The sequence below is a fragment of the Phyllobacterium sp. LjRoot231 genome (genome assembly GCF_964253365.1).
GTDB lineage: Bacteria > Pseudomonadota > Alphaproteobacteria > Rhizobiales > Rhizobiaceae > Phyllobacterium.
The window spans coordinates 435,312-450,480 of record NZ_CAXUQT020000002.1; the positions used below are offsets into that span (position 1 = coordinate 435,312).

Genomic DNA, 15,169 nt, shown 5'->3' on the forward strand with positions numbered 1-15,169 from the left:
TTTCACTTAGACAAAAGTGATAACGGCCTGCGATGCGTCAAGGGCAGACAGTATACTCATCGCTGTTATCGTCGACGTCCTCGGATTGTCTGGCATGCTAGAACCACTGACCGTTAAATCGAGACAACTCACTGCACTGCTCGCGATTACCCGTCCAGAATTTCCAAGCAGGGTCGGATCTGCTACGAGCTCCACTTGGGTATTCGCGAAGCCCAAGCCCGTCATTGCCACCGTCGCTGCCAGGTTTGCATTCCTGGGAAAGAGCAAGGCGGCTTCCGCCGCGGCACCCAAAACTGATGCTTTGTACCTCATTCTGGCTGCATGCGCGAAATCATTTCTACGCCAAAAAAATTTGCGACAGAACCGGCCAGAGTGCTCTGCACCCTGACTTTTTCAACGATATCGGCCCAAAGCGGCCATTGGATTGGAGGGCGGAGAGTGTCGAACTGGGTCGACAAAGATCGCCCGCCCTAAGAGAAGGATGCTCGGTTAAGCTGCCCGATCCAGAAGTCCCAGCTTCCTAGCGCGCAGCCGCGACAGTCCGAGCACACTGTCAATAAAGGGCGTCGGCACTTTAATGAGATGTCCAATGTCATGCGTTACGGTGAGTAGTGCATCCAATTCGACGGGCCTTCCCGCTTCTGAATCCTGCAACATTGACGTTTTGAATACACCCACTGACTTGGCTATTCCGATCACCTCCGCTGTCGATTGTGTCATCGGGATACCAATAGCTTCCCCAATGGCCGCTGCCTCCTCCATCATATGTGAAGACAGATCGTATACGAGGGGATCATTGATTATTACGTCGGTTGTCTCTCCCGTAAGCAGGCTGATCGGGTTCATGCTCAGGTTGGCCCAGAGTTTCTGCCAGATAGCATTTCTTATCGAGGTTGTGACCTGACAGGAAAAACCTGCTGAGTTGAATATGTCACTAATGTCCGACAATCCATCAACCGGCCGGTTGTCCGCATAACCAACAATGAGCTTGTTGCCGCCGTTATGCCGGATTTTACCGGGCGCGTCGACGGAGCAAGCCATATAGACGACACAGCCAACGGTTCGCGCCAGCGGTATAGCACCTTCAACAATGCCGCGCGGGTCAACTGCAGGCAAACGCAAGTCGCTCAGTACCCCTTGGGTTCCGATGAAGAACCACCACGGCACTCCGTTCATCGCAGTAACAACACTGGTGTCAGGACCGAGCAAAGGGGCAATGTGTGACGCAACATCCTCGAGCGAGGTGGTTTTCACGGACACAATCACATAGTCTTGTGGTCCCAGTTTAGCGGGATCATCGCTGACGCGCACCTGCACACGATGCGTCTTGCCATCTTTCGTCAATTGAAGACCATCATTCTTGATTGCCGTCAACGTTGCGCCATGAGCGACAACGCTTATTTCGGCCCCGGCCAAAGCCAGCAACACACCAATAGTACCCCCAATGGCTCCAGCGCCATAAATGCATACTTTTAAAGGTTCAGATTTCAACATGAACAGTAGCTCCATTTTTGGGGTGTTAGTTTGGCCGACTATAGGCAGCGAGACATCGAACAAGGAATAATGCTCTGGTTTGGTCGGTTCATACTTTAGTTTAGTTGGTCAGCAGAAGGAGCTTGTACCCACCACAATCACGTTGACGCGCTTTCAAGCTTTCACTAGGAACTTCCGTTGGCGACGGTGATCAATTGGAAAATTTTCCTCGCACCGAATAGCTCGTGTCGATGCCCTTTCCCGTTTCCACGAAATGCTTTAACCGACGCAGATTTGCCATCACTTCTTCGGCCGGGAACTTTCCGATCAGGGCAAGCGCTGCCCGCTCTCCTCAATGCAATTCGTGCGCATCTCGCTGAGTTCGGCATCGTTGCTGGCATAGGGCGCAATGGGCTGGAGACACTGCTCAACGTCATCCGGAACGGTGAAAGAACTGATATCCCGGCAGAGGCATGCCTGCACGCCATTCGATTATGTCGGCCATCAAAGCGGGTGTTCGTAAACACATCTCGCTGATAATGCGCTCGAGTAGGACCCGATCCGCACGTCTACAACACGTCCCAGTTTAGCGAGGCAATGATCCAAGCTCTATTATACTTAGGTGCAAGAGTCGTGCGCGAACCAGATTTTGATCAGCAAATATCCTCAACAGAGGTCAACTCTGCCTCCCCGCTGATGACTACCGCATCCACTACAGGCAAAGCGCGGGTTTACCTGATCGCTAAAGGCCGAGCAGTGCTCAGATCAAGCATTAAAAGTTCCAGGTACTAAACCAACGTATAATACAGGAACCGTCATGCTGAACCTACATCTGGGATAGCTTCGACAAATCTGGAAGCTTCGAATTCAGGAGTAAACCATGAGAAAATCGGCAACGATCTTGGCGATAGCAGCATTAGGCGCAATGATGGCGGCCGGTTCAGCAACTGAATCGATGGCGCACGGACATGGCGGGGGCGATAGACATGAAATCTTCAGGGGACATCATGGGTTTGGTGGCAATCACGGCCACTTCACGAATGGTTTCCATAGAGGGCATTTCCGGCACTTTAGGCATCAAGATTATTACTGGGGCAATCCGTACTACTCCTGCGGGTTCCCGTTTCTCTTCGGCGGCGGCGACCCTTACTACTGCCAGTAGTCCACCGCAGACACGTCAAAACCGAGCTCCCCGCAACGGGAACTCGTATCGCCTGCGTCAGGCCAGGTTTCGCCGAATATCGAGTCCCAAGTGGTATAATTATTCCCCCGAATATTGATACCAGTTCAAGTGTTGTCGAACAGATGTGTCCTGCAAGGTCCTCGTGGCAGCACTTGTGCCACGTCGATAGCAGTGGCAATGTCCCCAAGGAGTGTCGATGTCTCAATCCGTGAAACTGATATCAATCGGCACAGCAGTGCCCGCCCACATCATTCAGCAACGTGACGCTGCCGCCGCCGCACATCAGGCTTTTTCCGCCCGATTCAAAGACTTTGATCGTTTGGCGAAAGTCTTTGACAGTTCAGGCATTCGCACGCGCTACGCTGTCCAACCACTAGAATGGTATCTGGAACCTTTGGGGTGGCCTGAAAGAAATGCCGCTTATATTGAGGGAGCGTGCAGTTTGTTCTCCTCGGCGGCCAATGACGCCTTGGAGAAGGCAGGCATCAGGGGAAAAGACGTCGATACGGTCGTGACAGTTTCGTCAACGGGTATCGCCACTCCAAGTCTGGAAGCCCGCGTGGCTCAACAAATGGGATTTCGCGATAATATCGAACGAGTGCCCGTATTTGGCTTGGGCTGTGCGGGCGGTGTATCCGGGTTCTCCATTGCCTCCCGACTTGCAACGTCAAGACCTGGAACCGTCGTCCTTCTGGTCGCTGTCGAACTCTGCACATTGGCGTTCCGGTTGGATCAACTGACAAAAGCCAATATCGTTGCCAGTGCACTTTTCGGGGATGGAGCGGCGGCGTGCGTCCTCAAAGTTGCAAATGAGGGAATTGCCGGCGTCGAGATGTCCGGCCAACATACTTGGCCTGACACGCTGGACATAATGGGTTGGAGCGTTGACAAACAGGGTCTCGGCGTCATTTTCGATCGCGATATCCCGCCTTTTGCCGAAGAGCGCATCGCCCCGGCAATTTCCGGAATCCTCGGGCGCGTGGATCTTGAACTTGCGGATATCGATAGATTTGCCTGTCATCCCGGCGGAGCCAAAGTCGTGACTGCGCTGGAGACTGCGCTTTCCCTTGGTCAAGGCAGCTTGGACCATGAACGCGATGTGTTATCCAAATATGGAAATATGTCGGCCCCTACGGCACTGTTCGTTCTGGACCGCGTCGTTGAGGCGGGTTTACCATCCCGCACGTTGCTGACGGCGATGGGCCCGGGCTTCAGCGTCAGCTGTGTTTCACTCAAGAGAGCCGCATGATCGCGGCTTCGATGCTTCTCGCTCTCGTCACTATCGAACGTCTTGGCGAACTCTTGCTCGCCAGACGTAACACCAAAGCCCTGCTGGCGAAGGGAGCATATGAGGCTGCGCCAGGTCATTATGTGTTCATCGTGGCGCTGCATGCTGCCTGGCTTGTCGGCTTGTGGATTTTTGCCTGGGATAAGCCGATTGAACCGGGATGGCTTGCCGTTTTCATATTGCTTCAAGGCTTGCGGTTCTGGGTGATTGGGACGTTGGGCAAGCGCTGGACCACGCGTATCATCGTTTTGCCGGGAAGCCCTCTAGTAAGAACGGGGCCCTACCGCTTCCTTTCGCATCCGAATTATGTCGTCGTGATCGGAGAGATCGCGGTGCTGCCCTTGTGCTTTGGGCTTGTATGGTATGCTCTCGCATTCTCCGCGCTGAATGCCTTCGTTCTGGCGGTAAGGATTCGGGAAGAAAATTCCGCGCTTTCGGAGTTGCGCCATGATGCAAAGCCCTGATGCAGGCGAAGCGCGGTTGCCAGGTTTTTCGACTTGGCTGGGCTTTTTCGCAATGTGCATCGGGATGTTCATGGCCATTCTGGACGTCCAGATTGTCGCCACCTCGCTCCCAACAATCCAGGGTGCTTTGGGAATCAATCCAGATCAAATGAGCTGGGTTCAGACTGCCTATTTGATCGCCGAAATCGTTGCGATCCCGCTGACGGGCTTCTTGACCCGCTTGCTCAGTATGCGTTGGCTTTTTGTATCTGGCACCTTCCTGTTTACCGCTGCTTCCGTCGGATGTGCACAAAGCGATAGTTTCAATGCCCTGCTGTGCTGGCGCGTCTTGCAAGGGTTTGCGGGTGGGACCTTGATCCCGCTGGTTTTCTCAGCAGTTTTCCTGCTGTTTGCCCAGCGACGCCAAAGCATTGCTACAACCGTCGCTGGTGTCGTCGCAGTCATGGCTCCGACTGTCGGACCAATCATCGGGGGATGGATAACCGAGACCTATTCATGGCACTGGCTCTTTCTAATCAATGTGGTCCCTGGCTTGGTTGCGGCTTCACTGGCAGCTTTGCTGCTTCCGCGCCAGCCACTGGAACTCAAGTATTTCCGTTCGATTGATTTTCAATCGCTGGCAATGATGGCGATGGGTCTTGCCGCCTTGGAGATCGCATTGAAAGAAGCGCCGCAACGTGGCTGGCTGGGCCCCGTCGTTCTGTCACTTTCGGCGTTCAGTGCGGTTATGCTGGCAGCCTTTACCCGGCGAACATGGACGTCGCTCACCCCCATAGTCGATTTGCATAACTTCAAGGACCGAAATTTTACGATTGGCTGCGCTCTGAGTTTCGTTCTGGGATTCGGTCTGTTCGGGTCGGTATATCTCATGCCCGTTTTCCTGGCGTTCGTCAGGGGCCACAACGCGTTGCGAATAGGCGAGATAATGCTTGTGGGTGGCATTGTGCAACTGATGATCGCGCCCCTTGCCGTCATGCTGGAACAACGGGTTGAAGCGAGATTATTGTCAACCATAGGCTTTCTGTTGTTCGCAATTGGCCTCGGGTGCAGCGCGTTTCAAACGCCGCAAACCGATGCTGCCGGAATGTTCTGGCCTCAAGTCATCCGAGGTCTGGCCATAATGTTTTGTCTGCTCCCGCCGACGCGCCTTGCTCTTGGTAATCTTCAAGATGAGCGGGTTCCGGATGCCAGCGGCTTATTCAATCTGATGCGCAATCTTGGCGGCGCAATAGGTCTGGCGCTGATTGACACGGTAATTTACACGCGATCAACAACGCACGGCATCGCAATTGCCAACGGTTTGCTGGCGGGCGATCAACGGACGGAAAGATTTATCGGAATGCCAGCTAGTGAGGTTGTCGCGCATATGCCGAGCAAATTCGATGCGATTGCTCAGAGCATTTTCAGCCCAATGGTTGCAAGGGCGGCGATGGTCCAATCCATCAATGATGCATGGGCCATGATAGCGCTGATAACTTTGATACCTCTGCTGATCATCATGTTGGCCTACCAGCTTCCACCGAAGGCTTCACCCGTGAATCATTGATGCTATTGGCTCGAGGTTTCGCGATACCAGTCAATGTATCGCTCCGATGGGAGCAGGTGTCCCCATACCGTTGCCTCCAGTGGGAATGAACAGCATCTAAAGATTTCGACCGGAGAGAAAGTGGCTTGGTTTCATAGATCGCCGCTGCCCCTCGAAGGTCGCTGGAAGCTGGTAATCCTGTTTCACCTGTTCGGAGGAAACGTCCTGCGCTTTTCGGATCTGGAACGTGCAATCCCCGCCGCCTCCCAGAAGATGTTGATCCAGCAATTGCGTCAGATGGAGGCAGATGGAATTGTGCGGCGCATCGTGCACCACCAGGTCCCGCCAAAGGTGGAATATTGCCTCACCGATTGGGGGCAGGCCCTGTGCCCGGCGCTCGATGCTCTGCTGAAATGGGCAGAACAGCGCGAGCCTTCGCAATAATGGCCCGGTATCCGCCATTGGGCTATTCCTGAGCAGATCGGCACTGGATAATAGTACTCAAGCCAAGGTATTCTTGGGCGCAGAAAAACCCGGGGAGACGGCGTGGAAATTAGAACTCCCACAAAGAAATTAAGGTTCGGGATAATACTGCTTCCGCAGTTTACCCTCTCGGCTCTGAGCCTCTTTCTTGATTGCTTGCGGCTTGCCGCCGATGAAAAGGACCAAAGCCGTCAGATCAGATGCAGCTGGGACATAACCACTCTTTCAGGAACCAGCGTGCAATCGAGCACCGGGATGTTTGTCGAGCCAACGGCGGTGCTTGGCTCCATTTTGGAATGTGATTATGTCGTTGTCGTTGGAGGATTAATCAGTCCGCACAAGAAAGCGCCAGCAGCGCTTCTGGATCTGCTCCGGAAGATCAACAAAAGGCAAATACGCCTTATCGGGCTTTGCACGGGTACTTTTGCGCTGGCAGAGGCGGACGTCCTGCCGGAAAACCAGTGTTGTGTCAGCTGGCTTCATACGGAAGAGTTCGGAGTAGAATTTACGGAGTTTTCGGCGGATTCGATCAGCCTCTACCGGGCGAACGGCAGACACTATACCTGCGCCGGGGGAATGGGCTCGGCGTATCTTGGTCTGGAAATCATTGCCGCTGAATTTGGTGAAGAACTCGCGAGAAAATGCGCCTCAATATTGATGATCCCATTCGAACGACGGACAAATGAGCAACCAGCGCTCATTTTTTCGGGGGTGTCAAACCGGGTTGTCAAGCAAGCGCTGCGGGTTTTTGAAAGCACGATGGAAGATCCCATCAGCATGGCAGACGTTGCCCGGCGTATAGGAACAACGCGCAGACAGATGGAGAGAATCTTCAGGGAAGAACTCGGAAAGTCACCTTTGAGAGTGCGGGATCAACTCAGGGTACGAAAGGCAAAGCAGTTGCTTCTCGAGACTGATCTGAATTTCACCGAAATTGCCGTCGCTTGCGGACTTTTGGGCACCAAAACACTGAACAGGGCTTTCGCACGGGAAGGTGAGGCGTTGCCCAGGACGCAGCGCGCTTCTCGGCCTTAATTATTATACCAAACCAGGATGGTGTTTCATGACGTACGTTTGGACGGTTGCAGTTAAGTGGGAACACCATCACGCACGCTTACATCGACTTTGTGTGGATTTTTAAACTGCAATCTTCCAAAACCCGGTTTTGCTCCTGTGCCTGGATCTAAGGTCCGCGACATAGTCTTCATGAGAATTGATGGGGTTGCGATCTTTGATCTCCGCTGAAAGCCGCTTGGCTTCAGCTAAATTACGGGCCGCGTGCTTATATCGGGCAGTCCGTGCGCGGTCGAGCGCGAAGTCGATCATTGCGCGCAGCATGATGACTGATGCCAGGGGGTGTTTGTCCCGCAGCGCCTCGACTGCGGATGTCAGGAATTCATAACGGTCGCCATCAAGTTTTGCCGCTCGCGAAATCGCAAGCCTCGCCGCATGATCCAGCGCTGGCCACGACAACAGGAATGCCAAGGCGCGGTGGGCATCCGGATAGTGATACACGTACGCAAGCGCCTTCTCTTCCGCCTCCATGTCGTCGAAATCCGGCAGGCATTTCAGAAATGCCCGCAGATGATCGGCATTAAGCATTCGTTCAAAAGACTGCCACCGAAATTCCTGGGCGTCATCTTTGCGTCCCAGAGCTTCCAGTACTTCCGTGTACGCGGCGTCCCATTCGAAAGGGACTGGGTGGCTGTCTGTGAGGTCGGCCTTGTTAAGGGCGTCCAGCGCTTCGTCCGGTCGCCCGGAGGCCACCAACCTGCGGGCAATCTCTGCGGCGACCGCTGGTTCTGATTTCGCTTGCACATCCTGCTGTGCGATGAATGCGTCTACATCTCCTTGAGCATCGGCGATCTGTTCCAGAGCTGTTCGTATGGTTCGATCGCGTTTTCGGAGATTGAGGATATCCTCATAGGATGCTCTTGCATCGCTTCGGCCGTCAGTTCCAGGCAGATTGCCCTCGGCCTGTTTTGTCAATTCCACAAATAGCATTTTCAAGTGGTCGAGACCCTCCACGCCGAGGGCGGGGGTTAACACGTCTATCAGAGTGTCGTACTGGCCATAATCGTTGTGCTGCAAGGCGCTGAAGGCGTGGCCAGCAAGCCCAAAACTGACGAAGGCAGCCATGGCGGCTGTACGAGTAAAACGGGACATGGAAATTCCCTTTGGCAGGCACATGGACGCTTCGCATGCGGGCGGCGCTTCAAAGGGATTGCACTTGTATCGGCTTGCCGGGTTTATCGGATGTACCGTCGACGATCACCAGATAACGACGCGGGACATCTTGCCCCGACTGCACCAGCTGGCGGATCGGACCGACGGCGTTTACGATCGCCGAGCCTGCCGGGTTGGTCGTGAAGGTTGCCAGCGCCACCAGTGTCCCGCTGCCGTCTTTTCGCGATGCCAGCGCGAGGACATAGGAATGTTTGGGTTCGAGTCCTGTGACCGAAGCCTGCAGAACTTGGGAAAGTCCTTGATCGAAGAGCGATACGCTGGTCGGCTTTCTGTCTTCCGACTTGCCTTTCGCTTTAGGGGCCAAGGTTAAATGCGCGGCCTGTCCGGAAATGCCAAGCGGTTGAAGATTACCGGTTCCGTTTCCTTCTGGTACGGCGCCAGGAACATAGGTCAGCGCCTGCGGAGCTTGTCCGATTGGCACCGTCGCGATTACCTTGTTAGTCAGCGTGTCAATTGCAGCCAGAGCGTCAGCGTTTTCAAGCCCGATATACACTCGCGTTCCATCCCCGGACGGCCAGACGCCGTGTGGAAGATTGCCGACAGGTATCGTTGCCACCTGCTCGAATGTATCGGTGCGGAACACTTTTACCTGATTGATGCCGCCGACGGTCACATAGGCGAACATGCCCTTGGCATTGCGGACAATGTTGACATGATTGGTGACCGGGCCGGTATCCAGTGTCTTGAGAAGATTGAATGGCGGTTTCGCCTCGAAAACTTGCGTCTTCCCAGTGTCCTTCAGCGTGAACCACACCTGGCTACCGTCGGGGGTGGCTGCGATGTTGGGACAGAACGGACTCTCCTGTTTTACATGACCGATAATCTGATGATCGGCCAGCGAAATAACCACTGTCTCGGGATTGAAGGATGAGCAGACATAGCCGTACTTGCCATCAGGAGAAAATATCTGCATTCCAGGTCCGGCCGGAACCTTGATACGGGTTTTCTCCTCGAATGTGTGGGCATCAAGCACCGCGATATAGTCCTCACCGCGCACCGTTGCCCAGACCTCATTACCGTCTGGCGTAAAGAAAGCTTCGTGGGGTGCACGTCCGACATAGGTGATATGCTTGACAGCATTGGTGGCCGTATCGATGAAACTTACGGAATTGGAGCCGATGGAAACAACCGCCAGCGTCTTGTGGTCGGGTGAAAAGCCCATGCCATGGACAAGGACTTGACCACGGTAAAGCGGGCTGAAGTTACCCGGTTGCGGATCACCAAGCCTGATAACGCCGAGGAGCTTGTTGTCAACTGGATCAGTCACTGAAACGGTGTTGGAAAACTGTTCTGCTGCATAAACGCGATCGTGATGGCTTATCGGGATATCCGGGCTCGATGCGAGTCCAGGAGCCTGACCGGCGAAAGCGATTGAAGAACTGGCAAGAACCGAGCTGGCGAGGAGTGTCACTATGAAAATTCGGGATTTCATCTTGTATCCTATTTCATGTTCATGTCGGGGGACATCATCATCGTCGAGTCATGAGGTTTCGACCGATCGGCGGATGCCGGGGTCGCCTCGGGTTGAGTGGGCGAGGGGGTTGAAGCAGGAAGGGGCTCGCCGACCGCAAGGCGCATCGCAGCAATTTCCTGCTGCTGTGTGACAATGATTTCCTGGGCAAGTCGCTTAAGCTGCTCGTTGTGGCCGTAGCGAAGGACAGCCAGGGCCATGTCGATAGCACCCTGATGATGCGGCACCATCATCGCGACGAAATCTCGGTCGACGTCGCCGGTCGGTTTGACGGTCATGTCGGACATCATCTTGGTCATTGCGGCATCGTTCTCGGTTAGAAACGGTGCCTCATCAGCGAGATTCGATTGCGTTGGAGTTCCTTTGGCATGAGCTGCGTGCGACGGATCGTGCGCAGAGGCGACCTGCGAGCAGGCAATGATGAGCGCGCCTGCTAGACAGAATGTACTTCGGCGCATGGCATAGCGATGGAACATCTGTCGAACTCCAATTGTGATCTGGCGGTGCTTCAAATGCTATGGCTGCTGCCAGTAGAGAGCTGATACTTAATTTGGTGTCGCGAGCCTGATGCGGATGGGAATCGACTTGAATCCAGGGGTTCCTGAACGACGGTCATAGTGTGACAAGGCGATCAAGCCGTTCATTTCAGGATAATATCCGGCAGCCGATCCGCTTGGGATATTGTACGCGACCGCAGTAAGACGGCGGACGAGCCGTGGGCGATCATCGACTTCAGCAGGATTTCTGGCTGCTTCGACGTCAAGTGTATCGCCGTCGGAGAGCCCTCTTCGGGCGAGATCGGCGGCATTGAGAAAGATGACGTCGCGTCGTCCGAACACGCCCCTGTAACGATCATCCATGCCGTAGATCGTCGTATTGTACTGATCGTGACTGCGAATGGTCGTCAATGTGAGAAGATCAGGATCCGAAACTTGCGGATCTTCGTGAAGGCCTTCGGCGACCAGAAACTGGGCTTTCTTGTCCGGCGTGCGCCAATCACGGTCGGAAGCTGGCACGCTTAGACGAAATCCACCGGGGCGCCTTATCCTGTCGTTGAAATCATGGAAATCCGGAAAGACCACTTCAATCTTGTCGCGAATCCTGTCGTAGTTTTCGATCATTGCGTCCCACTCAATGCCATGCCGGCTGCCAAGCGTGGCTTTTGCCATGCCGGCGATCACAGCTGGCTCCGAGCGGACCGAGTCGCTTGGCGGCTTCAAAAAGCCTCGCGATGCATGAACCATCGACATTGAGTCTTCCACCGTGACCGATTGTGGACCCGCCGCCTGAACATCGAGGTCTGTGCGGCCAAGGACCGGCAATATAATCGACGTTCTCGCCGTCAGCAGATGGGAGCGGTTGAGCTTGGTGGTAAGGTGCACCGCCAGGTCCAGCTTCCGCATGCCTGCGAAAGTGATGTCAGGGTCCGACATTGCCACAGCAAGATTGCCACCGAGACAGATCAGCGCCTTTGAACGGCCTTCGCTGATAGCCTCGATAGCTTCTACAGCGTTGTGGCCCTTGTCGGCGACCGGGCGAAAGCCGAAGGCGCGTTCCATGCCATCAAGCAATGCAGCGTTGGGCGCTTCAGTGACACCCACGGTGCGGTCCCCCTGAACATTGGAATGGCCCCGCAATGGGCAGATGCCGGCTCCCTGACGCCCGATGTTCCCGCGCAACATCAGAAAATTGGCGATTTGCTGAACGTTGGACGTACCATTTCTGTGCTGCGTGATACCCATCCCGTAACAGAGAATGACGTTCTTAGCCTTCAGGTAAACGTCACCGGCACCTTCAATCGCCGCCCGCGTGAGCCCGGAGATCGTCTCGATCTGATCCCAGGTCGTTTCATCGATGTCTGTTCGCAGAGTCTCGATGCCATCCGTGTGTTCGGCGATAAAACTGCGGTCCAGCAGACCGTTGCCCCCACTGTCCATATCTTCTCTATCGCGCTGGAAAATCCGCTTCATCATTCCCTTCAGCACGGCAACATCACCACCGGGACGCACCTGATGATAGGCAGAGGCTATCTCTGTGGATGTCAGAGTTGCCATCTCGACGGCACTCTGGGGCGACGCAAACCGTTCAAGCGCCCGCTCCTTTAGCGGATTGAAGACCACTATCGGAACGCCTCGCTTTGCGGCTTCACGCAGTGTCGTCATCATGCGCGGGTGATTCGTACCGGGGTTGTGTCCGAAACTGAAGATCGCATCGGCATAATCGAAGTCTTCAAGTGTGACAGTGCCTTTGCCGACGCCGATCGATTGAGGCAACCCCACGCTCGTCGCTTCGTGGCACATATTGGAACAGTCGGGAAAATTGTTTGTCCCGTAAGCCCTCACGAACAGTTGAAAAAGGAAAGCGGCTTCATTTGAGGCTCTGCCAGAGGTGTAGAATTCCGCCATGTTCGGGTCGGGGAGCGCATTCAATGCTTCGGCGATCGTCCGGCACGCGTCGTCCCATTCAATTTCTACGTATCTGTCTACGGTCGCATCATAGATCAGCGGATGTGTTAGTCGCCCCTGGTTTTCGAGGTCATGATCATGCCAATCCCACAATTCTGAGACGGTGTGAGATGCAAAGAACGACGGCGTCAGGCGTTTGGCGGTGGATTCCCACGTGACGGCCTTGGCACCATTCTCACAAAACTCAAACGAAGACGTGTGCTTCGGATCGGGCCAGGCGCAGCCAGGACAGTCGAAACCATCGGGTTGGTTTGCCTTCAAGAGTGTGGCGGCTCCTTGTGCGACGACCTGCTGTCGCGAAAGGCTTTCCGCCACCGCCTTCAATGCGCCCCAGCCTCCGGCAGGTGCATCATATTTTTCAATTCCGTCGGGTCTTTTCCTGGCCACGTCAAATCCTGTCCAACTATGTTGATAGGGTATGTCTCAGCCTATCCTGTTGGCCGGCGGGATGGTCCGGCGTCCAGGATGGGGGGAAGCCGCTTGTACATTGCCTGCAAATTGCACCCAATATCCGAAGGCCACCATGATCGCGCCCCCAACAATGTTGCCCAATGTGACCGGCACCAGATTGTGCAAAGCTCCGTATACACTAATGGTTGCAGGATGGGGGCCGAGGAGCGCCAACGAAAAGGCGAACATATTTGCCACGCTGTGCTCGAAACCTGCAGCAACGAAAATCATGATCGGCCAAAAAATCAAAAAGACTTTTGCGGCATCGTTGTCGGTTCGATAAGACATCCAGATAGCAAGGCAAACCAGCCAATTGCATAGGATGCCTCTGGCAAAAAGTTCGTAGGCCGGGGCATTAATTTTAGCGGTAACTGCCGCGAAGAATGTCGAACTGCCGTCGCCGAGTAGAACACCTCCGCCGCCAAGTTTGAAAAGCACAGCAAGTATGAAAGCTCCAGCAAGATTGCCCAACCAGCAAAGTGCCCAGACGCGGAAGACATCGAGCGAACTTGCTTTACCGCTGAGAAGCGCAAGCGGCATATACATGGTCATACCGGTGAAAAGTTCGGAGCCGGCGAAAATGACGATCGTCAGTGCCGAGGCGAAAACAGTGCCCATTACAAGATGAGCCCATGAAGGGTCTGCATGTGCGCCCACCGTGAACATGATGATGTCGCCAAAGCCGATATATGCACCCGCCATGGCCGAACCAACCAAGAAGGCAAGCGGGCTACCCTTAAGCATTGCGGACTTGGACCTGCCCGACTCAGAGAGCTTATTGATTGTTTCTTCGTACATGGCAGTTCCCTATGGGATCGAAATCCGCGTCAAGTAAATGCGATCCCAGCGCTGCCGTTCCGCAACGCTGACTGGTCGTGGGAGACGCAATTCGTGCTAGGTCGAACTCACGACTGGCTGCTTGGTTGTTTTCAAAGCCTTCATAGTCGCTCTATCGAAATTCAAATGTCCGGAGACGAGTTCTGGTGGGGTTAGTGCCAGCCACTGGTTGAGAGACACATCCGCATAGTGGTCGCTTTTGAACATCTCGAGAAACACGAGTGGTTTATCACCAGTGTTTTCAACGTAATGTCCCATGGCGAAGGGCACATAGCCGACGTCTCCGGCTGCGAAATCAAATGTCCTGGAGTGGCCGTTTGCTGCAAACACACCCATTCGTCCAACACCTTGAATGTAGTATTGCCATTCGTCGGTATTTGGGTGCCAGTGCAACTCCCGCATGCCGCCCGGTTCGATTTCCACAAGCGCGGCGGCAATCGTTTTTGACGCGGGGAAGTTCTTGGAGTCGGTAATGCGGACGGTGCCCCCGCTGGTTTTGATCGGAACCTGAGAACTCATTCGATGCACGAAACCATTTGGGACTGCCGTCGCGCCAGCGATCTCGTCACTGTCCAGGCTGCCTGGAATCGGGAGATTGAAAATGTAACGGTCGTCAGGAGACGGCAGCTTATCGAAGCTTGCTACAGGCACGCCGAAATTTTTGGCGAGGACACTTTTTGGTACGTGCTTGAACCAGTCGCTCAACAGGAACGTGCTGTCCTCGTCGAAACCTCCATCATCGAAAACGAGGATAAATTCGCAGCCGTCCGGTCCAAGCCCCTGAATGGAATGCGGTGTGCCGGATGGAAAATACCAGATGTCACCTGGACCGAGATCACCAACAAAATTCTTGCCTTCGGGATCTACAGCAGTAACCCTGGCATTCCCATAGAGAATGTAAGCCCATTCGCCTTCCTTGTGCCAGTGCAATTCCCGAACACCTCCAGCATTCAGCCGCATATCGACGCCGGCTATGCTCTTGGAAATTCCGAGTTCCCGTTTCGTAATTTGGCGGGTCCAGCCGGCCGGATATTGCTTCATAGGCGCATCGGCAAATGAGAAGCGCAGATTTGGCAAGGTGCCGGCATCGGTAATCGGCTGATTGAGGATATCCGGATTTTGGATGTCCCGATCCACGTTGCGTGGTCCAGGATCATCGCCGCCTGCTCCTGGGCGGCGCGGTTGGGGCAGGTCTGCGGCATAGCTCGTCGACCCCGCGGCGGCGACCAGGCCACCTGCAGACAGTGTCACGAGCGCTTCACGACGGCTAAATGCATTCATCT

14 protein-coding genes are annotated in these 15,169 nt (G+C 54.6%); 6 read left to right on the forward strand and 8 right to left on the reverse strand.

Translation table 11 applies throughout. From position 1 onward, the window contains the following. Positions 1–6: 6 nt before the first annotated feature. Entirely contained in the window at positions 7–312 is a 306-nt protein-coding gene (locus ACSQ3H_RS25635) for an aspartate dehydrogenase domain-containing protein (protein WP_436119928.1), read from the reverse strand. Between the two features lie 177 nt (positions 313–489). Then, entirely contained in the window at positions 490–1,494 is a 1,005-nt protein-coding gene (locus tag ACSQ3H_RS25640; protein WP_436119929.1) for a 2-dehydropantoate 2-reductase, read from the reverse strand. Positions 1,495–2,353: 859 nt separating this feature from the next. On the opposite strand from ACSQ3H_RS25640, the gene ACSQ3H_RS25645 reads away from it, so the two are divergent. The 6 genes from ACSQ3H_RS25645 to ACSQ3H_RS25670 all read left to right on the forward strand — a co-directional run bounded on the left by ACSQ3H_RS25645 (position 2,354) and on the right by ACSQ3H_RS25670 (position 7,451). Next, the gene (locus ACSQ3H_RS25645) at positions 2,354–2,635 is read left to right on the forward strand and encodes a hypothetical protein (RefSeq protein ID WP_436119930.1); all 282 of its coding nucleotides are present in this window, start codon (positions 2,354–2,356) and stop codon (positions 2,633–2,635) included. 217 nt (positions 2,636–2,852) lie between these two features. Continuing rightward, positions 2,853–3,905, forward strand: a complete 1,053-nt coding sequence (locus tag ACSQ3H_RS25650) for a type III polyketide synthase (protein WP_436119931.1) — start codon at positions 2,853–2,855, stop codon at positions 3,903–3,905. Next, positions 3,902–4,408, forward strand: coding sequence for an isoprenylcysteine carboxyl methyltransferase family protein (locus ACSQ3H_RS25655; RefSeq protein ID WP_436119932.1), 507 nt, complete (start codon positions 3,902–3,904; stop codon positions 4,406–4,408). The genes ACSQ3H_RS25650 and ACSQ3H_RS25655 overlap by 4 nt, the downstream gene beginning before the upstream one ends. Next, a complete protein-coding gene (locus ACSQ3H_RS25660; RefSeq protein ID WP_436119933.1) occupies positions 4,392–5,954 on the forward strand; it encodes a DHA2 family efflux MFS transporter permease subunit in 1,563 nt (520 codons plus the stop codon). Before ACSQ3H_RS25655 ends, ACSQ3H_RS25660 begins: the two co-directional genes overlap by 17 nt. Positions 5,955–6,056: 102 nt before the next feature. Next, positions 6,057–6,377, forward strand: a complete 321-nt coding sequence (locus ACSQ3H_RS25665) for a winged helix-turn-helix transcriptional regulator (RefSeq protein ID WP_436120006.1) — start codon at positions 6,057–6,059, stop codon at positions 6,375–6,377. A gap of 69 nt (positions 6,378–6,446) precedes the next feature. Continuing rightward, positions 6,447–7,451, forward strand: coding sequence for a GlxA family transcriptional regulator (locus ACSQ3H_RS25670; RefSeq protein WP_436120007.1), 1,005 nt, complete (start codon positions 6,447–6,449; stop codon positions 7,449–7,451). A 102-nt stretch (positions 7,452–7,553) separates the two neighbouring features. Here the strand turns inward: ACSQ3H_RS25670 and ACSQ3H_RS25675 are convergent, their stop codons facing one another. From ACSQ3H_RS25675 to ACSQ3H_RS25700, 6 genes are all read right to left on the reverse strand, one after another. Continuing rightward, positions 7,554–8,582 carry a DUF6880 family protein gene (locus ACSQ3H_RS25675; RefSeq protein WP_436119934.1) on the reverse strand — a complete coding sequence of 343 codons (1,029 nt, stop codon included), beginning with the start codon at positions 8,580–8,582 and terminating at the stop codon, positions 7,554–7,556. Positions 8,583–8,631: 49 nt separating this feature from the next. Next, positions 8,632–10,095: a YncE family protein gene (locus ACSQ3H_RS25680; RefSeq protein ID WP_436119935.1), complete on the reverse strand. Its 1,464-nt coding sequence runs from the start codon at positions 10,093–10,095 to the stop codon at positions 8,632–8,634. Positions 10,096–10,103: 8 nt separating this feature from the next. Further along, on the reverse strand, positions 10,104–10,610 hold the full coding sequence (locus ACSQ3H_RS25685; RefSeq protein ID WP_436119936.1) for a DUF305 domain-containing protein: 507 nt from the start codon (positions 10,608–10,610) through the stop codon (positions 10,104–10,106). A 69-nt stretch (positions 10,611–10,679) separates the two neighbouring features. Next, on the reverse strand, positions 10,680–12,986 hold the full coding sequence (locus ACSQ3H_RS25690; protein WP_436119937.1) for an FdhF/YdeP family oxidoreductase: 2,307 nt from the start codon (positions 12,984–12,986) through the stop codon (positions 10,680–10,682). A 36-nt stretch (positions 12,987–13,022) separates the two neighbouring features. Further along, positions 13,023–13,847, reverse strand: a complete 825-nt coding sequence (locus ACSQ3H_RS25695; protein ID WP_436119938.1) for a formate/nitrite transporter family protein — start codon at positions 13,845–13,847, stop codon at positions 13,023–13,025. Positions 13,848–13,943: 96 nt separating this feature from the next. Further along, the gene (locus tag ACSQ3H_RS25700) at positions 13,944–15,167 is read right to left on the reverse strand and encodes an oxalate decarboxylase family bicupin (RefSeq protein WP_436119939.1); all 1,224 of its coding nucleotides are present in this window, start codon (positions 15,165–15,167) and stop codon (positions 13,944–13,946) included. Between the last annotated feature and the right edge of the window lie 2 nt (positions 15,168–15,169).